The sequence below is a fragment of the Croceitalea marina genome (assembly GCF_042684265.1).
GTDB classification, from domain to species: Bacteria; Bacteroidota; Bacteroidia; order Flavobacteriales; family Flavobacteriaceae; genus Croceitalea; species Croceitalea marina.
The window spans coordinates 67,563-90,982 of the sequence record NZ_JBHULB010000012.1; the positions used below are offsets into that span (position 1 = coordinate 67,563).

Consider the following 23,420-nt stretch of genomic DNA (forward strand, 5'->3'; position numbering starts at 1 on the left):
TTGCCTAAACCATTTCTTCTAAAATGGGCATATGCATGGTTTCGACCCCTGCGCGCTCTAAAAATCGTAGCCCAGAATCGTCTTTATAGGCTTTTTGATACACCACCCTTTTTATACCTGATTGATGAATTAATTTACTGCAATCCCTACACGGCGACAGGGTAATATAAAGCGTGGCTCCTTCACAAGACTGGGTAGAAGCAGCGACCTTTAAAATTGCATTTGCCTCGGCGTGCAGAACGTACCATTTTGTATCACCTTCTTCGTCTTCACAAACATTTTCAAAACCTGTTGGGGTGCCATTATATCCATCAGAAATAATCATCCTATCCTTTACAATAATCGCTCCAACCTGCTTTCGTTGACAATACGATAGTTTGCCCCATTCTTTTGCCATTCTCAAATAGGCCTTATCATACTTTTCTTGCTTGCTCTCCTTCATAAAATTAAATATACCTGCTTTGAAAATGCCTTACAACCTTATTCGCTTAAAATTAACTATTGGTCTAATTAGGAAACGTCTCGATTAACATGGGTATTGTGGCAATAAGAATTAAAATCGATGTAACCCCAATGAAAATAGATTGTTTCACCTTTAACACAGATTGCATAAGATATGCTATAGTCAAAATCATTAAGATGATTATGATTTGAGAGAATTCAATACCTGTAGCAAAACCCAATAATGGTGATAGTTTATGCTCTTCTTCTGCCATTAACATATTAAAATAGTTTGAAAATCCGAAACCATGGATTAACCCGAAAAAAGCAGTTGCAAGACATTGAAAATAGATGCCTGTAACGTGCTCTTTTCTAAATACCCTGAAAAAATTGAGTATAGCCGTTAGCGCTATGGTAACCGGAATTAAAAATTCAATTAACTCAACATCTATCGAGAAAATGCCATACACTGAAAATGCCAAAGAAGTGCAATGTGTAATGGTAAATATTGTGGCCAAAACCAATACGGGTTTCCAACTTTTAAAAGTAAACGGAATTGCCAAGGCGGATAAGAAAAGAATATGGTCATAGGCACTTAAATCTAAAACGTGCTCTAAACCCAATTTTATATAAAACCAAAAATCTTGCATGTCTATTAGTTACAAGTTAAAGTTACAAGCCTTTTGTAGTACCTCGTAGCGGTTTTCTTTGAAAATTTACTATTGCAGATACTATACTGTTTAGAGATTAGCTACTGATTACTGACCCCTAAATTAAACCATCCCTCTTTCTTGTTGAATGACCTCATATGCTTTTTGTACTTCCTTAAATTTTTCTTCGGCGCCCCTTTTAATGGCTTCATTATCGGTTATTACCTTATCAGGGTGGTATTTTTTTGCCATATTTCGATAGGCCTTTTTTACCTCATCGTCTGTTGCAGATCGTTGAATTTCTAAGATTTTATATGCATTATCGGCGGATTTAATAAACATCGCCATAATACTCTCAAAATCGTTCTGCCCCACGCGAAGGTAACCTGCCAATTCCCTTAATTTAGTGACTTCTGGTTGACTAACTTGCCCATCCGCTTGCGCAATTCCAAATAAAAAGTGTATCAATTGCAAACGCACCTCATAGCGTGTTCTTTGATTTAAATAGGAACAAATGCGCTGTGCAGAAACTTCTCTCTTTTTGATGACATCGTTAAATGTTCTAAAAATTGCGTTTGATTTTTCTTTGCCATAGGTGCTCACAAAATACTGCCTTACATAATCGAGCTCTCTTTGACTTACCTGCCCATCAGCTTTTATTACAATGGAACAAAGTGATAAGAGATTCAATTCAAAATCTGCAGGTGAAACCGTTTGTTTGGTAAAATCTCGAAAAACGGTTCTAGCTCCCCCACCTTTATTACTATTTAAATTATCTAAAAAACTACCTATCAGAAAGCCTAAAATAGCACCCGGAAAACGTAAAAAAGAATACCCTATAATGGCTGCAAACCACTTGATCATAAATGAAAAATTGAAATTTCAAATATAGCCCTTTGAATAGTCAAAGACATGTTAAGTCTCACAAAAAAATACGACAAAAAACCTATCTTTGTGAATCTTAAAAAATAGACTATGTATCCTGAGGAATTAGTAAAACCAATGAGAAACGATCTAGCAAGTGCTGGATTCGAAGAATTATATACAAGTGAAGCTGTTGAGAATGCATTAAAAAAAGAAGGTACAACACTAGTAGTTGTAAATTCTGTTTGTGGTTGTGCAGCGGCTAATGCCAGGCCGGCGGCAAAACTAAGTTTGCAAAACGATAAAAAGCCCGATCACATTACTACGGTATTTGCCGGCGTAGATACAGAAGCCGTCAATACGGCAAGAGCGGCAATGGTTCCTTTTCCACCTTCATCACCAAGTATGGCCCTATTTAAAAATGGAGAATTGGTCCATATGATCGAAAGACATCATATTGAAGGTAGACCAGCCGAAATGATTGCTGAAAACTTGACAGAAGCATACAACGAACATTGCTAAGAACAGTTTAAAAACTACTAAAAAAACCATCTCTTTTTTGAGGTGGTTTTTTATTTTTACGCCATGCAAAAGTTGCTCTCATATCCGCTGACCATTCTTTTCTTTCTTTTCTTCGGATTAGCACTTCTCTTCTTTCACCCTATACAGTGGATTTGTTTTAATGTTTTTGGTTACAATGCACATAAAAAAAGTGTAAGTCTTTTGAATAGATGTTTAATGCTTTCCACCAATGTTTTAGGCACTCGATATACCTTTAAAAACAATCAAAATATACCGTTAGATAAGCCCATTATCATTGTTTCTAACCATCAAAGCATGTATGATATTCCACCTATCATATGGCACATGCGAAAGTTTCATCCGAAGTTCGTGAGCAAAAAAGAATTGGGTAAAGGCATCCCCAGTGTTTCATATAATCTCAGGCATGGTGGTTCTGTACTTATTGATAGAAATGATGGAAAGCAGGCCATTACCGAAATAGGAAAGCTGGGCACTTACATAGAAAAATACAATCGCTGCGCCGTTATTTTTCCTGAAGGTACGCGAAGTAGAGATGGCAACCCAAAGCCCTTTAAACCAATGGGGCTAAAAATGTTGCTTAAAAAAGCGCCATCTGCGTTAGTTGTTCCTATAACTATAAACAACTCTTGGAAGTTGTTGCGCTATGGCAAATTTCCGATGGGCATCGGTGCGCACTTAAAATTTAAAGTGCATCCTCCCATAGAAAATAAAGGAAATATTGATGATTTACTTTCAAAAATTGAGCAACAAGTTATAAAAGATATTAAAGTAGATTGATGAACGACTCAGAATTGGTAGAAGAAACCATTGTATTCGTAAAAGAAACTTTAAAAGGTGCGGAAGGCGGACATGATTGGTTTCACGTTCAACGTGTATTCAACAATACCCTACTACTGGCCAAAGAAGAGAATGTAAACATTTTAGTGGTCAGTCTTGCAGCCCTTTTACATGATATTGCGGATCCAAAATTTCATAATGGCGACGAGAGTATAGGGCCACAACGGGCAAAGGATTTTTTAAATTCTTTAAACGTAGAGGGCAAAATAAGTAAGCACGTCATCGATATTATAAAAAACATGTCTTTTAAAAATTCTTTGGATAAAAATAGAAAGTCATTTAATTCAAAAGAGTTACAAGTTGTTCAAGATGCCGATCGATTAGATGCCATTGGTGCCATTGGTATCGCACGTGCATTTAATTATGGAGGGTATAAAAATCGAGAATTATACAACCCCGATATTGCACCAAACTTGAACATGACCAAAGAAGCGTATAAAAAATCTAAGGCGCCAACTATCAATCATTTCTATGAAAAACTCCTTTTATTGAAGGATAAAATGAATACCACTACCGGTAAAAAAATAGCTGAACAACGCCATCAAGTAATGCTTGATTATCTTGAACAATTCTATAAAGAATGGAACGGCCAACTTTAGTATGGCATCTCGCATAATTAAACCTCTTTTTGTATCTTCAAAAAACTCAAATTTAATTATGAAAAAGTATTTTCATCTCTTTAGCCTTCTATTCATTTTCAGCTTCTACAGCAGCATTGCCCAAGACCTTGTTAGTCCTAATTTCTGGAAACTCTCTGATGAAAAGAGTATTGTTTGGGATTTGACCAACGAAGACAGACTGCCGCACAAAGACAATATTGAAATGTCGGGCAGAAAGGTTTCTGCAATTCTTTACTATGAGATTGACGAAGAGAAAAACTTAAGTATTACTAAAGATGTGATTTTTCCGCAGCTTAGAACTTATAACAAATCCAATGAGCCAGATTGGAAAAAGTATCGTGCTTACTTCAGAAAAAAGGTCGGTGAGGATGCGTCTCCAACCATTACCTATAACGAAAAACTCATAATTCCCTCAAAAATAGACTCCATTAAAATTTCTGGGATGCTTACTTTTTATTGTACTCCGGTCAATGGTCTGCAGGTGACCAAAACCCTATATCCGTCAATGGAAAATCGTTATTTGGTAGAAAAATGGGATATTAAAAATATCGATGCCGCAGAAAAAGAAGTGTTTTTTACCAACTATTCGCTTCAGCAAAAAGAATTGGGTTACAAGGGCATCTACCGCCATGAGGTTTACAGTGACGCGACTGACAAAAGAACAATAGCGCCCAATGAGTCTTATAGCTTTCCGGTTTACTATGGCGCTACTTTAAAAGAAGAAAAAGCTTCAGATTTTGACTTTAATAGCGCCCTAATGCAACGAAAGCAATTTTTAAAAGAGCTTCAAAGCAACTTAGTTTTAAACACACCTGACGCGGTCATTAACACACTATTCTATTTTTCAAAAATACGAGCTTCAGAAAGTATTTTTGATTCTTCAATGGGGCTAGTACATTCACCAGGGGGCGGAAATTATTATACCGGTATCTGGGCGAATGATCAAGTAGAGTATAGTGGGCCCTTTTTTCCTTATTTAGGGTATGAAAATGCTAGTACGGCCGCATTTAATACGTATAAAAAATTCTTGGAAAACATTCCGACAGAAGATACCCATATTCCTTATGCGTTCGAAGTTGACGGCATATTTCCAATGAAACATTTAGATCGTGGCGACGCCGCTATGATCGCTTATGGCACATCGTTATATCTGCTTTCGATCGGTGATATGGAGCAATCTAAAAAGTTATGGCCATTGATAGAGTGGTCTATCGAATATTGCCATAAAATGCGAAACGCCGCAGGTGCCGTACAATCAGAATCTGATGAAATGGAAGGACGAATAGAAACTGGCACTGCCAACCTATCTACTTCAACATTATATTATGGCGGACTAAAATATGCCTCAAGACTTGCCAAAGAACTAAAACTGGCTAAAGCAGCCGCTTTGTATGCTACCAGGGCAAATGAAATGGAGGCTGTTATCGAAAACTATTTTGGAAGCACCATGGAAGGTCTAGAAACCTATAAATATTTTGAAGAAAATACCTTATTGCGCCATTGGATATGCCTGCCTTTAACAATGGGCATCGATAAAAGAAAAGAGGGTACACTTGCAGCACTTTTTGAAAAGCTCTGGACGAAAAACGGCATCTTGGTAGAACTGAATCCTGAAGTGCCGGTCGAAGATGCTATTTTTTGGGATAGGGCAACCCTCTATGCCCTTAGAGGCGCTATGCGAGTTGGTGAAGTTGACCTTGCTTATAATAAACTAAAAAGTTACTCTCAAAAAAGGCTTTTGGGCGATCATGTACCTTATGCCATTGAAGCTTATCCAGAAAATAATATGAAGCACTTATCAGCTGAAAGTGCCCTTTACTGTAGAATTATTACCGAAGGTTTGTTGGGTATAGAACCCATGGGTTTTAATAAAACACAACTATCACCAAGTTTACCAGATGGTTGGGACTTTTTATCTCTTAAAAACGTATTTATAGCCGGAGCACCCATGGATATTTCTATTAATCGAAGAAAAGGAAAGTTACTTGTTAGGGTCGAAAATAAAGGCCAAGTGCTCTTAAATAAAACTATTAAAATTGGCGCATCTACCCTTGTAAACCACGGCTTATGAGTAAGCTATTCCTATACCTTCCTTATTTTTTTTCTTAAGTGCTTTTTGACCAGTTCGTTTTTGCTTAAGCGGATAGCTTTCTGCAAATGCTCTTGGTGGGCTTTATCATTCTCTAATTGAAAAAACAAATCCGCTTTTATCGCATAAAAAAGACTATTTGAACCAAAATTCGTTTTCTCTTCTAAGACTTCAAGCACCGTTAAGGCCTTTTTAGCTCCATATACTTTTGCATAAGGTACAATTCTATTCAAGGCTGCAATTGGGGAAAACTGTTGTTTTAATTGTAGGTCATATAAATAAAGAATGCTTTTCCAATCCGTTTTTTCAAAGGTCTTGGCCGAACAATGGTAATAAGAGACTGCAGCCTCTAAGTGATAATTAGAAGGCAATCTGTCTAAAGTACCCGAATTCTCTAAGTGATATTCGGCAATTTTAATCAGCTCTTTAGAGTATTTAGAACGGTCATGAAACTCTAGGGAAACCAAATCACCATTTTCATCTAAGCGTGAATCAAAACGAGCGGCGTGAAAACACATCAAGGCAATAAGGGCCTCTAGATTCGGATGTCTGCAATATTTATTTTCTCTTAAAAGAAGGGCCAGTCTTAAAGACTCATAACAAATATCTTGTTTTACCATTTGAGACCCAGTGGTTGTCGCATAGCCTTCACTAAATAATAAGTAAATTACACGTAAGACAACAAAAAGTCTTGACTGTAAGCCCATTTGAATTGGTATCTGCAAAAACTGCACTTTATTCTTGAATTTTTTTTTGGCTCTGGTAAAAGATTTGGCAACGGTTTCTTCCTTTTTAAGCAGTGCCTCTGCAAGCTCTTTATTGCTAAAACCACCTATTAGTTTTAAACTTAAAATAAGTTGATGTTCTTCTGATAATGCTGGGTGGCAACAGGCGAATATCATTTTAAGTTGACTATCGGTCAACTCATCTTTTGTTGCCAACTCTACTCGCGAACCTGCGGCTTCTGCTGTTTTTGAGTCTTCTAGATAGCTCATTTTCTTATCTCTTCGCAGGCCATCGATTAGAGCATTATTAGCTACTCTAAATAGCCATGCCGTAGGTTTGTCAGGAATATCTTTAAAGGCCCACAAGCGCATGGCCTTTATAAATGCGTCTTGTATGGCATCTTCAATTTTTTCTAAATAAGCAACGCCATACTTACTGGTCAATAGAGCTATAACCTTACCATATTCGTTTCTAAAAAGGTGTTCTACGGTATCAGTTGCTTTTTTGTTTTGCATAGGATATAAAAAAGCCTGATGAACATCAGGCCTTTATCTATTTTGATTTTAGTGTTGGTCCATTGAAAGTATTTCACGCACCTCAACATTACTGCCCTCATAATCGAAAATGGGGCATCCTTTAGAAATTTCTACCGCTTCATCCATATCCTTTGCGGAAACTATTAAATACCCTCCAACAAGCTCAGCCCCTTCTGCAAATGGTCCGTTAGTCACCAATTCTCCCCTATTGTGAACTACTTTTCCATCCTCGGCCAAGGGGAGTCCGTCTAATAATTGGCCTTTTTCTTGCAACTTTCCCATCCATGCCCCCCATACTTGCATATGTGCTTGTTTTTCTTCTTGTGACAATTTCCCATAAGCATCATCGCCACCTCTAAATAAATACAAAAAATTACTCATCGTTTTACATTTTGTGTCCACTTCAAGCGGACTGATTTTACGTTGTTTTCATTAGCATGACGAAAACACATCTAGACATTGGACAACCATTTATAAATTTATTTAAAATAATTTCATTTGCCCATCTTTAAACTGTTCGTGCAAATCGGTTCTTAACTTCGGGAATTCCTTATCTGAAAAATACTTTTGCCTAGCCAGTTTGGCCATATCATGAATTTGTGAAGCTATTTTGCCTTCCCCTCTATTTCTTAACCCAAACCGACTATCATTTAAAGACCCTCCGTGACAATCTTGAATTGAATGCAATACCTTTTTGGCACGGTCTGGCATAGCTTTTTCTATCCAATCCGTAAAGATCTGTCCAATCGCACCATTTAAACGGACTACGGTAAACCCAAAAGATAAAGCGCCATGGTCAGCAACAGTTTGTGCCAACTTTAAAAGCTCGTGACTATTGATACCCGGTATCATTGGGGCTAGCATTGCATTTACAGGAATACCATTCTCAGCTAAAACCTTAACTGTTTTTAAGCGTTTGGCTATTGTTGTGGTACGAGGTTCTAAAAGACGTCTAGTTTCCTCGGATAAGGAAGTAATGGAAACATTGACACCTACCAAACCATTTTTGGAAAGCGCTTTCAAAATATCCAAATCCCTTAATATCAAAGCATTTTTAGTAATAATCCCAACAGGATGGCGGTACTTTAAAAAAACCGCTAAGCACTTTCTTGTAATCTCAAATTGCCGTTCCGCAGGTTGATAACAATCTGTATTACCTGAAAGCACAATGGTAGCGGCCTTCCATTTTTTGCTTTTCAACTTTTCTTCCAAAAGTTCAGGAGCCGCCTTTTTAATAAGAATCTTACGTTCAAAATCGAGCCCGGCGCTATAACCCCAATACTCATGTGCATTGCGTGCATAACAATAAATACAACCGTGTTCACAACCCTGATAGGGATTCATCGAAAACTGCATGCCAACATCGGGGCTGGTAACCTTATTGACAATAGTTTTGGGAAAAATCGGAATATATTGGGTGCGATTAGTATCAGCTTCTTCACCTTCAAGTCTACAAAACTCCAAGAAATCGTCTCGCTGCTCATAAATATGATTGAGAAACTTGTTGGGCGTGTTTTGTTGCGCACCCCTACCCTTAAGATATGGCGATTGTTTCAATTTAGGATTTATTCCAAATTTATGGAATTATTCCTATTTTAGATGTTAAATAATCTTATTTAAAAACAACTTCGACCAACTGTTTTTTGTTACCTCTTTTGGCATAGAACAGAAGTTGGTCTTTAGCAGAATCGATTAGTGGTTTAGACACCATTAAAGGCAGTCTGGCCTCTTCATCGCCGATGACCTTTTCATAATCAAGTTTCCCTGATTCATCCAAAGAAATTAAAAATACATTTCTATTTCTGCTCAAGCCCTGTTTAAAGATTAAACGTTCTCCGTTAATAAGTTGCGGATTTTCGGCAGCGGTACAAATAAAGAAATAGGTCTTGCCATCTTTACTATACGAACTGTACGAGGCATAGGCCCCGTCGCCTTGCGTAACTTCGGCCTTATTAATATTTCTTGTCCATATCAAATCGCCGTCCATATCCAATTTGGCACTTACGATATCATTGTGGTGAAAACGCTCTACTTTCATACGTTGTCCGGCCCCGGTGACCTGTAGACTGCTGGTTACAAAATATTCTTCTGCATTAAAAAGAATGTCATTTTCATCGGTAACATTCACGCTTTTAAATATGAGGTTTTTGATTACTTTATCTTCTTCTCTACCAAATTTATCTTCCATAAATTGTTCGGAAAAGGGATGGTATTTTTTAGATGTAATGGCAAGGGAGCTCGGGTTTATATCAAAATATGATACCCCATTATAACGATTATCTTTTCTATCGGCATAAAACCCTACACATAGCAACCTATTGTCATCAATGATTGGATATAAACCCTCAGAATACTTACCGGGGTCATCAAAAGACTGTGTTTTCGCAACACCCCCTGAAATTTTTATGAGTTCATATTGAAACTTACGCTCGTCGACCTGAAAACGCTTCTTTTTAAAATAAGCTTTTCCAACAATAAAGGTTTCTTCTAAATTATTAGACAATGCAATCTGCTCAAAGGCATAGTTCTTCTCTTCTACTTCTGCTGAAAAATCTTGCTCCCATTTTTTAGTCAAATTGGTATCGAACAAATGAATGGTATGTTGATTCTTTTTGCCTTTAATATGATGTGTGCTTATAATAAAGCCCGTCTTCTCAGGATTAAAAAGCAGGGTAGTAGAAAATCCGTTTTTAAAGTTTCGGTTGTAATAATTTCTGCCAAATGCCCCTTCAACTGCAGGCGTCTTAAACTCTAAAAGATTTGTTGTCTTAAAATTATAGTTCACCAAATTCGAAGTGTGAGCAGTGTATCTGTACATACCGCGTTCAAAATCATAGGTCAAAAAGATAAGATTCAGTTGGCCATTTTTTGTGAAACCGTCTACGAACTGCATTCCTTTCAACTTGTAATTGTATTCAGAAACCAATTCTAGATCCTTATCGTAATGTTCAATAAAATAGCCTTTCGGCTTTAAGATAAGACCTTGAAAATAGGCCCTGACCAAAATATAGCCTCCATCACCATCATCGTCAATGGTTACCAGGTTTGAATACCGATACCTATCATTGTACTTCTCACTAAAATCATAAGAAACAGGCATTTTCTGCGCAAAAGATTGCAGTCCTATTGCCAATACACATACTAGAAGTAGTCTTGTAATCATAAAAGTAGCTTTGGTTATACCAAGGCTATGAACCAGGAAAATTGGCTTTTCGCTTTTCTAAAAAGGCCGTAGTGCCTTCTTTAAAATCTTTGGTGCCGAAACACCCTCCAAAAGCATCAATCTCAACGGCATAGCCATTCTTATCATAGCTATAACCTGCATTTACCGCTTTTATTGCCTGTTTTATGGCAACTGAAGAGTTATTCGATATCTTGCTCGCTAGCTTTTGACAAAGGGGCAATAACTCTTCTTGGGCGACCACATAATTAACCAGGCCGCAATCTAGTGCTTTTTGGGCGTCAAGCATGCCTGCGGTCATGATAAGTTCCATCGCTTTTCCTTTGCCTACTAATTGTGGCAAACGTTGCGTACCGCCATAGCCAGGTATCACCCCTAAAGAAACTTCTGGCAAACCCATTTTTGCATTGTCAGTGGCCACTCTAAAATGGCAGGCCATGGCCAATTCCAGACCTCCTCCAAGAGCAAACCCATTAACGGCGGCGATAACCGGAGTACTTAAGTTCTCAATGAGGTCAAATAGAATTTCCTGTCCTTTAGCCGCCAATTTTCCGCCTTCCTTCACCGAAAAATGGGCGAATTCTGAAATATCCGCTCCGGCGACAAAGGCTTTTTCGCCACTACCAGTAATGATAATCGTCTTTATTTCAGCATCCGCATTTAGCTCTTTAAATGCTTCATGAAGCTCATATATGGTGTCTTTATTAAGCGCATTCAACTTCTTAGGCCGGTCTATGGTGATAACGGCAATCTTATTTTCTTCTTCTATATAGATGTTTTCGTAATTCATTAATTGGATGTTAGCTGTTGATATTAGATAAAATTAACCATTCAAGTTTCAAATGACAAAACCATTGTAGAAGTTGTCTATAAAACCATTTTTGAAAACTGATCGCTATTCTTTTGGAAATTTTACCGTAAAGACCGTTCCCTTGCCTTCTTGAGATGTAAAGTCAATAGAACCGCTATAATTCTCAACAATATTTTTTACCATTCCTAATCCAAGGCCCATACCGCTGGATTTTGTAGTGAACTTCGGTTCAAAAATCTTTTCTTTAAACTCATCTGCGATACCTACACCATTATCTGCAACAGATATTTTTATTTGATTTTCTTCAGAAGCGACCGTCACCAAAATACGGGGATTCTCTACTTCAGGGACAGCCTGTATCGCATTTTTGACCAAGTTTGTAATAACACGTATCAGCTGTGTACGATCCAACTTGGCAATTAAGGCTTCATCTTCAGCGATAAAATGTATATAGGGTTCATGAAAAATATCTAAGGCCAATTTTGAAACCTTTACCACGTTCAGGGTCTCTTTTTGCTGTGCTGGCATATCAGCGAAGTTCGAAAATGCCGAAGCAATATTGCTCATGGTATCGATTTGTTGCACCAAGGTTTTAGAGAACTCTTTCATTTTTCGCTCGGCATTGGGATCTTCAGGGTCAAATTTTCGTTCAAAGCTCTGTACCGTAAGTCGCATAGGTGTTAGCGGATTTTTAATCTCATGAGCTACCTGTTTGGCCATTTCACGCCATGCCTGTTCACGCTCACTTCTCGCCAATTTTGCCGCACTTTGTTCTAATTCATCTATCATGGCATTATAAGCATCTACCAACTTGCCTATCTCTTCACTAGGGTCTTCAATTATGATTTTTTCGTTACGCCTGTTCAAATTGGTTTGCCCCATCTTATCAGAAATGGTCTGTAGTGACCTGGTAATATATTTTGAAATAAAATAGGCCAATAGAATTGCTGATAACAACATGACCAAATACACCCCCCCCAAGCGCATTAAAAACTCCCTTAGTTCCATATCATTAAACGAATTATCCTCAAAATATGGAAGGTTCATAATGCCAATGGGCTTAAACTTAGGGTCGGTTATATAATTATAAGATGCTTGGTACTTATCTCCTGCCGTGCGTTTCTTTTCTACATAACGTTTATTAGTACTGGCCAATAAATTGTTCAATACATCGGCATCTAAACAATTTGCCACCGAATCGGCTTCAAAGGCAGGTTTGGAGCTTTTTATAAGTGTTCCCTCTAAATCATAAATATTGAAGTTTACATTTTGAACGTCCGAGATTTTATAAATCTCATGTCTGAAAATAAACTCTAGATTCTCCGTTTTTGGTTCAAAGGTGGTTTCTTTTAAAACATAATTGATACTCTGTAGTATCTGTTCTTCTTTACGTTCCAACCTATTTTGATGGTAATCTTTTGATTGTTCACGATACTGATAAATGGTCACCCCAGCGATGAGTACAGATGCAATTAGCACCAACAAAATCATGGTAAAAAAGATACGAGACCGTAAGGATAGTTTTTTGAACAAGTAAGACCTAATTTGGATTTAAAGTTAGCAATAATCAAGCCAATTAAAATACACGTTCAAGAATCAAATGTAAATACAATGATAAGAGCTTTCTTAGGTTTGAACTTGAACTTTGCGCCAATACCTTTTTTAGGCTTCAGGGTTTTTATCTCGAATACGTTTGTACAAACGAATACCCAGCATTAATAAAATACCCAAAAGAATGATCCCCAAGACTCCATAGATCCAATTCACGGCACTTTTTAAAATTACAAGAAACACGACAGCGAAAAGAATTAATGTAGCACCTTCGTTCCAGATGCGCATAAAGTTGGAAGAGTACTTCACCTCATCGCGTTGTAATTCGCTAAAAATCTGGTGACATTTAAAATGATAGGCAATCAGTAAAACCACAAAACCCAGTTTTACCTGCATCCATGGTTGATACACTAGGGCTGTTTGTAGGTGCAATAACCATAGTGCAAAAAACACACATAAAATTGCTGAAGGCCAAGTAATGATAAACCATAATCTTTTGGTCATCAGTTTTAACTGCTTGGTCAAAATCTCTTTTTCAGGCGATGGTTTTGCATTGGCCTCAATATGATAAATAAACAAACGTGGAATATAAAAAAGCCCCGCAAACCATGTAATCACAAAGATTAGGTGAAGGGATTTTATGTAGTTGTATAATTCCATTTTTTAAGGTACATCAATGTTAGTTCATGGTAAATTTAATCAACAAAAAACCATCGGCCAATAAGCATCGACTTAATACTTCTCCACTCCGCTCGAAGTGACGGTAATTTGCTCATTTTCTTTAATTAAAGTGGGCGCACACCATATTTAGCCCATCGAAACATCGTAAATAAGTCTCTACTGGGCCTGTCTTGAGTATCGCAAAAAGAATCGAAATGACAGGTAACTAGAAAAATACTAATTCTCAAGGCCAAAGCCTTAGCTCCTTACAACCTAATAGCTCCAATACCAGCATCCCATAATTTTTTGTTATAAGCTGGAATTGCCTCATTCTTTAACACTTTCGCCTTACTTTTTAAAACCGCCCATTGCGCATCGAGTTCTTTTTTTCTGTCTTTTGAGGGCTGGTTTACACGCGGAATCGCACTATTGGTAGCATCGATTAAAAACAGATACTCGGCTGTGAATTTATTGGGAAAGTTCTCTACATCATCGTAAGCTTTTGACTTTCGCTGAATCATATCTTTATCCCAAGCATCCAAATCTTTTACCAATTTTTCCCCTTCTGTTTTAAGAGTGGCATCTTTGACATCTTTCAAAACTTCTTTTAGCTGCCCTTGAACCTTGTATAGGGAATTTACGGTATTATGCATTTCAGTTAAACGCCCTTCCATATCGGTCATAAAAGTATGGTATTCAGCGTACTGCTCTGGGGTAGTACGATAGGTTGGCATTGCAACTATTTTCCCGTCAACTGATTTGGTCGTTGTTCCAGCTTTAAGTTGAATGGTGTAGTTGCCCGGAGGTACCACATGACCACTAAAACGAGACTCTATGTATGCCCCGGGGATTCCTGGTAAAATAGGTGTTTTCATATCCCATACAAATCGGTTCAATCCTTCTTTTTTTGAAAGCGTTGGGGCTCTTCGAGGTCCACCACCGTTGTGGGCCACATAGTCTTTGTCTTTTTCAGATGAAAAACTACGCACCACATTACCCGAAGCATCCAAAATGTCCATGGTAAGTATTATTGAATCATTCAGTTTGGGCAGTTCATAATGAATAACCAGTCCATTGGCAGGATTAACTCCCGATAAGGTGCTCGTGCCTTTAAAACTGGTAATATCACCATTCATTGGGCTATACCATGAACCGTTCATGGCATCATTGGGCTTGTAAAGTTTCATCCTTTTTTCAACGGGCTTGTATTGGGCCAATATGTTTAAGTCGTCCAATATCCAAAAGGCCCTTCCGGATGTTGCCACGATTAAATCCCCATCATGAATTTTAATATCCGTAATCGGTGTTTTGGGTAAGTTCAATTGAAAGGGTTTCCAAGTCTTGCCACCATTCCAAGATAGATATAGCCCTTTCTCGGTGCCTGCATAAAGTAAATCTTTTCGGTTTGGGTCTTCTCGAACCACCCTTGTAAAAGCTCCATAAGGAATTCCAGAATTGATACTCGTCCATGTTTTTCCGTAGTCCGTGCTCTTGTAAATAGCAGGTGTATGGTCATTGAATTTATACTTGGTGGTAGCGATATAAACCGTGGCTTTATTATGTGGAGAAACTTCTATTGCGTTCACTAAAGATTCGCCCAAGTTCTTCGGTGTGATATTTTGCCAGCTTTCCCCATTGTCTTTTGTAATATGCACATAACCGTCATCGCTCCCTGTGTAAAAAACACCGGCTTCGTGTTGAGATTCCAATACATAGGCCAAGGTTCCATAGTTCTCGGCACCAACAGCTTCGTTGGTATACGGACCTCCGCCATTACCTTGTTTGGCATCGATATCACGCGTTAAATCTGGTGACATCTCTTCCCAAGTAACACCCATATCACGCGTTCTTAACAATAACTGTGCACCATGATAAAAGGTATTTTCTTCGTGCTGCGAACGTAGGGTCGGAGCATTCCAATTGTACAGATATTTCATGTTACGTGCCTCCTTACCTAGGTATTGAATAGGTGCTGCCATTACTTGTGTTGAAGCTTTTGATTCCATATCAAGCACATCAATAGTACCTAAATAACTACCCCCCATTACATATCTAGGGTTGTCAGGGTCAAAAGCTAAAAACGCACTTTCACCACCTGCCGAAGGACTAAAATCCGACATGGTAATACCACCTCTTCCGACGGACATATTGGCTATCATAGCAGAAGAATAGTCTTGTTGACCCGCATAAATGTTATATGGAAAAAGGTTGTCCGTATTGATACGATAAAATTGGCCGGTGGGCATATTGGTCTGGGATGACCACGTTTTTCCGAAGTCGAAAGTCACTGCAGCGCCCCCATCATTGGCGATGACCATATTCAAAGAATTCTTAGGATTAATCCACAAATCGTGATAATCACCATGGGTACCTGTAATACGTTCCCAATTTTTGCCTCCATCCAAAGAACGTAAAGCCGGAGCACTTAAAACATATACAATATCGTCATCTTGGGGGTCAGTAAACACCTCAATATAATACCAAGCGCGTTGAGTCAGTCGGTTATCTCCGCTAACCATACTCCAGGTTTTACCAGCATTGTTAGATACGAAAAGTCCACCTTTATCTTTATTGGTATCACTCTCGATCAGGGCATACACCTTATCAGAATTCGCGGGACTCACGGAAATCGCCATTTTACCTTTTTCTTTTGGTAATCCTTCCGTCATTTCTGTCCAAGTTTCACCTGCATCGGTAGATTTGTATAGTCCGCTACCTTCGCCGCCGCTAATCACCATATGAGGCTTGCGTTGATGTTCCCACATGGCGGCATACATAATTTCAGGGTAATTGGCATCCATCGAAAGTTCTGCCGCACCTGTCAATTCATTCACAAAAAGGATTTTCTTCCATGTTTTTCCGCCATCAGTAGATTTGTAAATACCACGTTCTTTATTAGGTCCATACAATTGCCCTTGTGCAGCAACATAAACGATATCAGGATTGGTCGGGTGAATTATAATTCGTGAAATATGCTGCGTTTCCTTCAATCCCATATGCTTCCAGGTCTTACCTGCATCGGTAGATTTATATACCCCATCTCCATAAGAAGTCATTACTCCACGCGGCGCATGCTCCCCCATTCCTACATAAACAATATTGGTATTGTAGGTTGAAACCGCAACTGCTCCTACAGAGCCCATTTCAAAGAAACCGTCCGAAATGTTCTTCCAACGCTGTCCAGCATCTTCGGTTTTCCATAATCCACCTCCTGTGGTGCCCATGTAATAAATCATAGGTTGCCCAACCACTCCTGAAGCAGAAACTGAACGACCTCCCCGAAACGGACCAATATTTCGGAACTTTAAAGGCTTAAAATAATCTTCCGCCGTTTGCGCAAAGCTTATTGTAGTGGTCAGAAGAATAAGCAGAAGGAGTTGGATATTGTTTTTCATTTTGGATTTATAGGTGTTTTTATATCTTTTATGTTTCTAAGGTCTCGACTCCGCTCGACCTGACAGTAGAACTAAGTTCCTAATTACTAAACAGTCACTTCGAGCGAAGTCGAGAAGCTTAGGGGTATACATTTAATTTTTATCTAAGTCTTTATTTTTAGAATGACTCTCATTCTTACATTCTGCAAGTAAAGGCAGTATATCATAATCCTTATTCGCCAAAGCTAATTTCTTGGCCCGGCTCCATTTTTAATCTTGTTTTCAAAAACTTCAGCTTGTGCAAATTGCATAAATTCTTGATGCCATATCAACTTTACCAGTCTTCTTTTTGAAGTAAAGGAGTTATCGTTCAGTCCGGAATTATGTTCCTTAAGTCTTCTTTCTATATTATTTGTAAGACCAATATAAATTGATTCATCTGAGCACTCGACCATATAAACATAATAGAACTTCATATTTATGTACCACCTGCAAAACCTGTCATACCGAGCGGGGCCGAGATGCCGGTTTTGGTGATTTGAACCCTTACTTCTCGACTCCGCTCGAAGTGACGGCACTTTTCTAATTTTCTATTCTTCTACGGACAAATACTCCAAATTCAAGGCATTAAACTGAGCGTTGAATTCTTTCATTTCTTTATCCACCAAAGCATCAAAGGCATCCAATTGGGTGTTTATCTTCGCAGTCATTTCATTTTTAACTGCGATGTCTTGTTCCGTAGGAGGGAAATCGTCAATAGATACCAAACTGTTCAAATGTGCCAATTTATTGGTCAGTTTAATCGGGAAGTTCAACGGATCTTGATTACTCCTATTTTTGGTTTGATACAAGGCCTTTTCTATTTCTTCAAAACCTTCTTTCATTTTCTTCGCTTTTTCCACTAATGCTTTGGTAGCCTCATTATCCTTATACTGTTTTGAAAATGCATCTAATTTCTCATTGATTTTACGAATCTTTTTGATGGATTGATGGGCCTTGTCCACAGTTTCGTTGATGCTGGATATAAAATCATACTGCTTCTGCATATCGGCTACCGAAACCTCAGCGCGAGGGTCGGGTAGAATTTTGAAGGTCTCACTTTGCGTTGTTCCATTCACATTTAAATGGACTTTATAACTTCCAGGAACTGCTTTCGCCCCATTTAAATTGGCCCACCAAAGTATCATTCCCTTTAAACGTTCTGCACCCTTACCGCGGGTATCCCAAACATGGGTATTTCCGCCCTTTTCAACCTTCAACTTATTCTTTTTTTCCTTGGCAAAAGTGCTGAAATTACCTAGGGTATCTCCTACCATAGAGGTATAAGTAAGACTGATGCTGTCTTTTTCATTCTTATCTCTTAGATAAAAATGGGTAACCACCCCATTAGGATGGTTTTGCCCAGATGTTAAACTTGGTTTGCTAGACGCCCTACCTTTTGTTCTATACGAATCTTTAGGAGCGAACAATTTCATTGAAGTGCCTTTATCCGAGGCATTTAATTGATGTAATACGGTTAAATCATCCAAAACCCAGACACTACGCCCTTGAGTCGCCACCACGAGATTATTGTCTTTTAAAGCCAAATCTGTAATAGGCACAATGGGTAAATTCAACTGGAATTTCTCCCATTTGGCACCATCATTAAAAGAGACATACATTCCCGTTTCGGTACCGGCATACAACAATCCTTTTTGTTTAGGGTCTTCGCGAAGCACACGCGTAAAATGTTCGCTTTCGATACCATTGGTAATTTTTGACCAGGTTTTTCCAAAGTCGGTAGTTTTGTATAAATAGGGGGCGAAATCTCCCAGTTTATATCGCGTGGCCGCTACATAGCAGGTGCCCTCATCAAAAGCGGAAGGCTCGATACTATTGATCATGCTCCACTCGGGCATGTTAGGTGGGGTAATATTCTCCCAATTTTGACCACCGTCTTTGGTGATGTGTATTAAACCGTCATCACTACCTACCCAAAGTAAACCTTCTTTCAGCGGACTTTCATTCGCGGCAAAAATGGTACAATAGTACTCTACACTAGTGTTATCTTGAGTTATTGGTCCACCTGAACTTACCAGTTTGTCTGGGTCGTTTCTTGTTAAATCCCCACTAAGCAACTTCCAGCTTTGCCCTTCATTTTCAGTAACGTGTACATGATTTGAAAACGTATATAATTTTTTCGGATTATGACGACTAAAAATAATGGGGAAGTTCCACTGAAAACGATATTTCATCGCTTCGGCTCCTGCACCCATCGGATTGTCTGGCCATACATTGATACCGCGAACGGTATTGTTCTTATGATTCACCCGTGTTAAGAATCCATCATAACTACCACCATACACAATATCGTTATCCGTTGGGTCTACCGCAATATGGGCACTCTCACCCCCGGCCGTAGGTTCCCAATCATTTTCACCAATACTTCCCCCATCTGACCGGTGCTTTACCCGTATGGTTGAATTATCTTGCTGTGCCACATAAATCCGATACGGAAAAGCGTTATCCGTTGTAACCCGATAAAACTGTGCCGTAGGTTGATTGTAGTAGGTGCTCCACGTTTCACCACCATCATAGGTGACTTGTGCGCCACCATCATCACCAATAATCATGCGTTCGCTATTTTCTGGGGCAATCCATAAATCATGATGGTCACCGTGTGGCGCATTAAAGGTGCTAAAGGTTTTACCGCCATCAGAACTTTTATGATAACGAACATTCAACACATATACCACATCTTCATCTTCAGTATCGGCATATAAACGGGTATAGTACCAAGCTCGCTGGCGTAATTTACGCTCACTGTTGACCTGTGTCCATTTTTTACCGCCGTCATCTGAGCGATACAAACCTCCTTTATCTTTATTCTCTACTATTGCCCAGACCCGTTCACTATTTTTTGGGGAAACCGTTACCCCGATAATTCCTAAAGTACCTTCAGGGAAACCTTCATTTTTAGAAATCTCCTTCCAGGTCTCGCCATTATCACTGCTCTTCCATAACGCTGAACCATCACCACCGCTACTAAGCGAATATGGGGTTCTTTGCGCCCTCCACGTAGAAGCATATAAAATACGCGGATTGTTTGGGTCAAAGGTTAAATCTACTGCCCCAGCCTGGTCGTTCACAAAAAGCTTTTTATTCCAAGTTTTACCTCCATCGGTACTTTTATAGATGCCTCTTTCTTGAGTGGGTTTATAGATATTACCCAATACTGCTGCATAAACCGTATTGTGGTCCGTTGGATGAATACGGATACGCGGTACATGGCGGCTATTTTTTAGCCCTGCCGATGTCCAAGTTTTACCGGCATCTTCGGTTTTCCATATTCCGTAACCACTTGACACGTTACCACGAAGGGTCTTTTCACCACCACCCACATAAATCACATTGGGGTCGCTTTTGGCAACCTCAACGGCCCCGATACTACCACCAAAATAGCCATCGGAGATATTCTCCCAGGTACGTCCACCATTTAGGGTTTTCCAAACACCGCCACCTGTAGATCCCATATAAAATAAGTTGGGTTCGCCAGGCACTCCGGTTACGGCAGCGGAACGGCCACCACGGAACGGACCTACCAAACGGTACTCCATGCTGGAATATAATTCTGAAGGAATTGAAGGCGCGGCCTTTTGGGTTTTACTTCTTCTTTGTGCGTCTGTAGAAATTGTAGAAAGTGAAAGCGCAAGCAATAGTACGCCGGCTTTGGAAAGCAAGTATTTCATTTGTGTTCTTTTTGGTTGGCAAGTTGCAAAAGCTGTTACCCTATCGGGTGTAATCGATAAAGTTACCGAGGCAAAACACCAGGTTGAATTAGTCTTTTTAAAAGTAAGCAAAGTATGAGAATAAAAAAAGGTCAATAGAACAACTATTTAAGCTGTTTCCATCGACCTTGTTTACGATGCTATTGCTATGACACTTACTTCAACCCTAGCTCTTTTTTACGTTGTTGCAGCAAAGCATACACATCAAGCTTTTGCCCTTCTTTAATGGTTTCGTCAACCGTTAAAAGCACATATCTTTTAAGTCCGTTTCTAAATAAAAGCTCTTGTCCAATTTTTAAATCTACCCCACTAGATGAATTTGGCGATAGGTTCGGATTCATCACATTAGGAATAATCAATGGAATAGGTTTGTTGCTAGGATTCACCAAAGTAAAACTAACCCTGTCTTCGTTGGTGTTTTTTGGTTTAAGTTTTACATCGGTATTGAGCATTTTTATTGCTAGTTTTCCCAGTTTTTTAGAGTTGTTGGTAAATACAATTTTGCTTCCTTGCTCTACGATTACCTCGACCCTACCCAGCGGTCCTAGTCCAAAACCACGAACGAATTCCCCTGTCTCTTTGTTTTGAACCTCTACGTCTATTTGGGCCCCAGTATTATTTTTAAGCTGCAGCTCGTACATCTTATAGTTTGGATAATCCAATTCTATTGATGAACCAGAAGCTACTTCCACATTAGACTTTTGTGCCCATAAAACAGACACCACCATTAAAAATACTACGACACTAAAGATTATTGTTTTTCTCATGATTATTTGTTTTTGAGATTACTACTGCAACAAATTTGAGAAAGTAGTTTTCTGTGGACGACTTAAATAAAAAAGAGACGTCTCATACGATTTGAGACGCTAATTTTTGATGGAATTCAGGTATTCCGTTGGGGTAAGTTTCACCGCTTTTTTAAAGACACGGTTAAAGGTCGCTTTGCTGTTAAAACCACATTCAAAAGCAATACCCACCAATGAAAACTGTTCGTGAGCGCCGCTTTGCAGGCGCTGCTGAAACTCCGTGATTCTAAACTGATTGACAAAGTCATTAAAATTCATGCCAAAACCTTGGTTGATGACCTCCGAAACTTCACCTCTGTTCAGGTTGGTCTTTTCAGCCAACTGCTTTAGGTTAAGTTCGGGGTCTAAAAAAATCTTTTCTTCCTTAAAAAGGGTGTCGATGTTCTCTTTTTGCTCCAATAAGTCACGGTCCAATACTTTCGTTGTAGATGCCGAATCCATGAACGTCCTGTTATAAGGTTTTTCAAAGTCTTTTAAAAAATTGAAATCGGTAAAATAGCCTTTCACTCCAAAATATAACAGCGCAATGGCGGAAAAGAATTGTATCCACCATTTTTGGGTCCAACTCATCTCCACAATATACTCGTCTACAAAAACCTGTACCAAGCCATAGATAAAAATAGCCGTATAGATTAGGAGAAAATTACGTATCCATAGCAGTTCTTTATTGGCCGTATTTGAGAAAAACTGTTGAATTTCCTCTTTGTACGTAAGGTATAACTGAAATGAAAAGGCCAAATACAACAGCATTTGTGCAGAACCAAAAAAGGTTACTAAAGGGTTTAGGTAGGGCCATTGAAAATTCTCAACCAAATACCCGTTCTGGTTATCCTCAAAACCAGGTTGCTGGGCATCATATCCATAAATAACCGCTTTGGCCAGAAAAAACAATAACCAAGGCAAAAAATGCCAAAAGTGTTTTTTTAATAACTTAAATTTTGGGGTCACTACACTTTTTACATAAAAATAAATGAGGGGTGCCATGAGCAGGTCCATCCCCACCAAAAAGTAGTTGATTTTGGTATTTCTATAGGTATCGTACCAGCCCATAAAACCAATGGTATAGGTGGTACGGTGGTAACAAAGAATAAAAAGAATACCTGCTAACAGTATATCTGGCAAAGCTCTTTTCTTAAGATACCTACGGTATAAGAGCACACATAAAATAGCCCCTTGCAGCCCTAAAATTAAGAGTGGAGTGCTATAGCTATTAAATTGTGGAAAGCCCGCCAAAAACTGTGTTGCCATAAAACCTGCTTGCACTACCAAATATATTGTTTTTGGTGGATTGGGGAAATTACTGATGTAAATCACCCAAGCTGTAACCGCTTTACCAAGTCTTGTGTAAAAACCATAGCTAGGTTGAGGTAAAACCCTAAATAATGCTTTTCTGTTTTTTGTTCGCTGGGTTATGGTTATTTTAGGTCGACCATTAATTCTCCTCATTAAAAGATTATAAGTTGAACCAAAATCCAGAACAAATAGCTCGTGATAAAATAGACGAAATGCTACGTGAGGCTGGGTGGTTAGTTCAGTCGAAAAATAAAGTTGACCTATCTGCTGGAAAAGGAGTTGCAGTGCGTGAATACCAAACGGATGTTGGACCAGCTGATTATGTATTGTTGGTAGATAGGAAACCAGTTGGTATTATAGAAGCCAAGCGTGAAGACGAAGGATACAGACTTACAGTTGTTGAAGAACAATCTTCAAACTACGCAAACGCAAAATTAAAATACTTAAATAACGACTCATTGCCTTTCGTTTATGAAAGCACAGGAACAGTTACAAGATTTACAGATTATCGAGACCCAAAACCCAGAGGAAGAAATATTTTTAGTTTTGAATATCCGTTAAGTGTCATAACCCTGTGATATTAGCAATAACTACTCTTTCGAACAGTCTTTCCCCGAAATACCGTCTATTAAGTTTGTAAACGAACTCATCAAGATAGAGCTGTAGGTACT

Annotated in this window: 20 protein-coding genes and 1 pseudogene; 5 read left to right on the forward strand and 16 right to left on the reverse strand. The window is 38.8% G+C overall.

The features are described 5' to 3' along the window. Window positions 1–4: 4 nt before the first annotated feature. From ACFSQJ_RS10140 to ACFSQJ_RS10150, 3 genes are all read right to left on the reverse strand, one after another. Window positions 5–442: a deoxycytidylate deaminase gene (locus ACFSQJ_RS10140; protein WP_377766848.1), complete on the reverse strand. Its 438-nt coding sequence runs from the start codon at window positions 440–442 to the stop codon at window positions 5–7. Between the two features lie 64 nt (window positions 443–506). After that, the gene (locus ACFSQJ_RS10145; protein WP_377766849.1) at window positions 507–1,091 is read right to left on the reverse strand and encodes a HupE/UreJ family protein; all 585 of its coding nucleotides are present in this window, start codon (window positions 1,089–1,091) and stop codon (window positions 507–509) included. 123 nt (window positions 1,092–1,214) lie between these two features. Further along, window positions 1,215–1,955: a TerB family tellurite resistance protein gene (locus ACFSQJ_RS10150; protein ID WP_377766850.1), complete on the reverse strand. Its 741-nt coding sequence runs from the start codon at window positions 1,953–1,955 to the stop codon at window positions 1,215–1,217. A gap of 111 nt (window positions 1,956–2,066) precedes the next feature. Between ACFSQJ_RS10150 and ACFSQJ_RS10155 the strand changes: the two genes are divergently transcribed. The 4 genes from ACFSQJ_RS10155 (at window position 2,067) to ACFSQJ_RS10170 (ending at window position 6,026) form a co-directional block, all read left to right on the forward strand. Further along, the gene (locus tag ACFSQJ_RS10155) at window positions 2,067–2,477 is read left to right on the forward strand and encodes a BrxA/BrxB family bacilliredoxin (protein WP_377766851.1); all 411 of its coding nucleotides are present in this window, start codon (window positions 2,067–2,069) and stop codon (window positions 2,475–2,477) included. 63 nt (window positions 2,478–2,540) lie between these two features. Then, complete coding sequence (locus ACFSQJ_RS10160) at window positions 2,541–3,275, forward strand: lysophospholipid acyltransferase family protein (protein WP_377766852.1); 735 nt, start codon at window positions 2,541–2,543, stop codon at window positions 3,273–3,275. Then, window positions 3,275–3,934 carry an HD domain-containing protein gene (locus ACFSQJ_RS10165; protein WP_377766853.1) on the forward strand — a complete coding sequence of 220 codons (660 nt, stop codon included), beginning with the start codon at window positions 3,275–3,277 and terminating at the stop codon, window positions 3,932–3,934. The genes ACFSQJ_RS10160 and ACFSQJ_RS10165 overlap by 1 nt, the downstream gene beginning before the upstream one ends. Before the next feature lie 58 nt (window positions 3,935–3,992). After that, window positions 3,993–6,026, forward strand: coding sequence for a six-hairpin glycosidase-like protein (locus ACFSQJ_RS10170; protein ID WP_377766854.1), 2,034 nt, complete (start codon window positions 3,993–3,995; stop codon window positions 6,024–6,026). Window positions 6,027–6,037: 11 nt separating this feature from the next. On the opposite strand, the gene ACFSQJ_RS10175 is transcribed toward ACFSQJ_RS10170, so the two are convergent. The 12 genes from ACFSQJ_RS10175 to ACFSQJ_RS10230 form a co-directional block, all read right to left on the reverse strand. Continuing rightward, window positions 6,038–7,285, reverse strand: coding sequence for an RNA polymerase sigma factor (locus tag ACFSQJ_RS10175; protein ID WP_377766855.1), 1,248 nt, complete (start codon window positions 7,283–7,285; stop codon window positions 6,038–6,040). Window positions 7,286–7,333: 48 nt separating this feature from the next. After that, the gene (locus ACFSQJ_RS10180) at window positions 7,334–7,687 is read right to left on the reverse strand and encodes a YciI family protein (RefSeq protein WP_377766856.1); all 354 of its coding nucleotides are present in this window, start codon (window positions 7,685–7,687) and stop codon (window positions 7,334–7,336) included. Between the two features lie 102 nt (window positions 7,688–7,789). Continuing rightward, a complete protein-coding gene (locus ACFSQJ_RS10185) occupies window positions 7,790–8,863 on the reverse strand; it encodes a PA0069 family radical SAM protein (RefSeq protein ID WP_377766857.1) in 1,074 nt (357 codons plus the stop codon). Between the two features lie 55 nt (window positions 8,864–8,918). After that, entirely contained in the window at window positions 8,919–10,469 is a 1,551-nt protein-coding gene (locus tag ACFSQJ_RS10190) for a hypothetical protein (RefSeq protein WP_377766858.1), read from the reverse strand. 25 nt (window positions 10,470–10,494) lie between these two features. After that, the gene (locus ACFSQJ_RS10195) at window positions 10,495–11,277 is read right to left on the reverse strand and encodes an enoyl-CoA hydratase/isomerase family protein (protein ID WP_377766859.1); all 783 of its coding nucleotides are present in this window, start codon (window positions 11,275–11,277) and stop codon (window positions 10,495–10,497) included. Between the two features lie 105 nt (window positions 11,278–11,382). Beyond that, window positions 11,383–12,789, reverse strand: a complete 1,407-nt coding sequence (locus ACFSQJ_RS10200; RefSeq protein WP_377766867.1) for a sensor histidine kinase — start codon at window positions 12,787–12,789, stop codon at window positions 11,383–11,385. Window positions 12,790–12,960: 171 nt separating this feature from the next. Further along, on the reverse strand, window positions 12,961–13,509 hold the full coding sequence (locus ACFSQJ_RS10205; RefSeq protein ID WP_377766860.1) for a CopD family protein: 549 nt from the start codon (window positions 13,507–13,509) through the stop codon (window positions 12,961–12,963). A gap of 266 nt (window positions 13,510–13,775) precedes the next feature. Continuing rightward, entirely contained in the window at window positions 13,776–16,904 is a 3,129-nt protein-coding gene (locus tag ACFSQJ_RS10210) for a VPS10 domain-containing protein (protein WP_377766861.1), read from the reverse strand. Window positions 16,905–17,128: 224 nt separating this feature from the next. After that, window positions 17,129–17,359 (reverse strand): GIY-YIG nuclease family protein, encoded by a 231-nt coding sequence (locus ACFSQJ_RS10215; protein WP_377766862.1) that lies wholly within the window; start codon window positions 17,357–17,359, stop codon window positions 17,129–17,131. Between the two features lie 114 nt (window positions 17,360–17,473). After that, window positions 17,474–20,611, reverse strand: a complete 3,138-nt coding sequence (locus tag ACFSQJ_RS10220) for a VPS10 domain-containing protein (RefSeq protein ID WP_377766863.1) — start codon at window positions 20,609–20,611, stop codon at window positions 17,474–17,476. A 194-nt stretch (window positions 20,612–20,805) separates the two neighbouring features. Next, window positions 20,806–21,417 carry a hypothetical protein gene (locus ACFSQJ_RS10225; protein WP_377766864.1) on the reverse strand — a complete coding sequence of 204 codons (612 nt, stop codon included), beginning with the start codon at window positions 21,415–21,417 and terminating at the stop codon, window positions 20,806–20,808. A 99-nt stretch (window positions 21,418–21,516) separates the two neighbouring features. Next, the gene (locus ACFSQJ_RS10230) at window positions 21,517–22,902 is read right to left on the reverse strand and encodes a helix-turn-helix domain-containing protein (protein WP_377766865.1); all 1,386 of its coding nucleotides are present in this window, start codon (window positions 22,900–22,902) and stop codon (window positions 21,517–21,519) included. A 59-nt stretch (window positions 22,903–22,961) separates the two neighbouring features. Between ACFSQJ_RS10230 and ACFSQJ_RS10235 the strand changes: the two genes are divergently transcribed. After that, entirely contained in the window at window positions 22,962–23,327 is a 366-nt protein-coding gene (locus ACFSQJ_RS10235) for a type I restriction endonuclease (RefSeq protein WP_377766866.1), read from the forward strand. Here ACFSQJ_RS10235 and ACFSQJ_RS10240 read toward each other — a convergent pair. Continuing rightward, window positions 23,314–23,420 (reverse strand): annotated as a pseudogene (locus ACFSQJ_RS10240) (IS1595 family transposase); the annotation flags it as partial. The gene ACFSQJ_RS10235 and the pseudogene ACFSQJ_RS10240 sit on opposite strands and share 14 nt — an antisense overlap.

Coding starts and splice junctions, on each gene's coding strand:
- ACFSQJ_RS10140 (WP_377766848.1), bottom strand. CDS start 442: ATGAAGGAGAGCAAGCAAGAAAAGTATGATAAGGCCTATTTGAGAATG.
- ACFSQJ_RS10145 (WP_377766849.1), bottom strand. CDS start 1,091: ATGCAAGATTTTTGGTTTTATATAAAATTGGGTTTAGAGCACGTTTTA.
- ACFSQJ_RS10150 (WP_377766850.1), bottom strand. CDS start 1,955: ATGATCAAGTGGTTTGCAGCCATTATAGGGTATTCTTTTTTACGTTTT.
- ACFSQJ_RS10155 (WP_377766851.1), top strand. CDS start 2,067: ATGTATCCTGAGGAATTAGTAAAACCAATGAGAAACGATCTAGCAAGT.
- ACFSQJ_RS10160 (WP_377766852.1), top strand. CDS start 2,541: ATGCAAAAGTTGCTCTCATATCCGCTGACCATTCTTTTCTTTCTTTTC.
- ACFSQJ_RS10165 (WP_377766853.1), top strand. CDS start 3,275: ATGAACGACTCAGAATTGGTAGAAGAAACCATTGTATTCGTAAAAGAA.
- ACFSQJ_RS10170 (WP_377766854.1), top strand. CDS start 3,993: ATGAAAAAGTATTTTCATCTCTTTAGCCTTCTATTCATTTTCAGCTTC.
- ACFSQJ_RS10175 (WP_377766855.1), bottom strand. CDS start 7,285: ATGCAAAACAAAAAAGCAACTGATACCGTAGAACACCTTTTTAGAAAC.
- ACFSQJ_RS10180 (WP_377766856.1), bottom strand. CDS start 7,687: ATGAGTAATTTTTTGTATTTATTTAGAGGTGGCGATGATGCTTATGGG.
- ACFSQJ_RS10190 (WP_377766858.1), bottom strand. CDS start 10,469: ATGATTACAAGACTACTTCTAGTATGTGTATTGGCAATAGGACTGCAA.
- ACFSQJ_RS10195 (WP_377766859.1), bottom strand. CDS start 11,277: ATGAATTACGAAAACATCTATATAGAAGAAGAAAATAAGATTGCCGTT.
- ACFSQJ_RS10200 (WP_377766867.1), bottom strand. CDS start 12,789: ATGATTTTGTTGGTGCTAATTGCATCTGTACTCATCGCTGGGGTGACC.
- ACFSQJ_RS10205 (WP_377766860.1), bottom strand. CDS start 13,509: ATGGAATTATACAACTACATAAAATCCCTTCACCTAATCTTTGTGATT.
- ACFSQJ_RS10210 (WP_377766861.1), bottom strand. CDS start 16,904: ATGAAAAACAATATCCAACTCCTTCTGCTTATTCTTCTGACCACTACA.
- ACFSQJ_RS10215 (WP_377766862.1), bottom strand. CDS start 17,359: ATGAAGTTCTATTATGTTTATATGGTCGAGTGCTCAGATGAATCAATT.
- ACFSQJ_RS10220 (WP_377766863.1), bottom strand. CDS start 20,611: ATGAAATACTTGCTTTCCAAAGCCGGCGTACTATTGCTTGCGCTTTCA.
- ACFSQJ_RS10225 (WP_377766864.1), bottom strand. CDS start 21,417: ATGAGAAAAACAATAATCTTTAGTGTCGTAGTATTTTTAATGGTGGTG.
- ACFSQJ_RS10230 (WP_377766865.1), bottom strand. CDS start 22,902: ATGAGGAGAATTAATGGTCGACCTAAAATAACCATAACCCAGCGAACA.
- ACFSQJ_RS10235 (WP_377766866.1), top strand. CDS start 22,962: ATGCTACGTGAGGCTGGGTGGTTAGTTCAGTCGAAAAATAAAGTTGAC.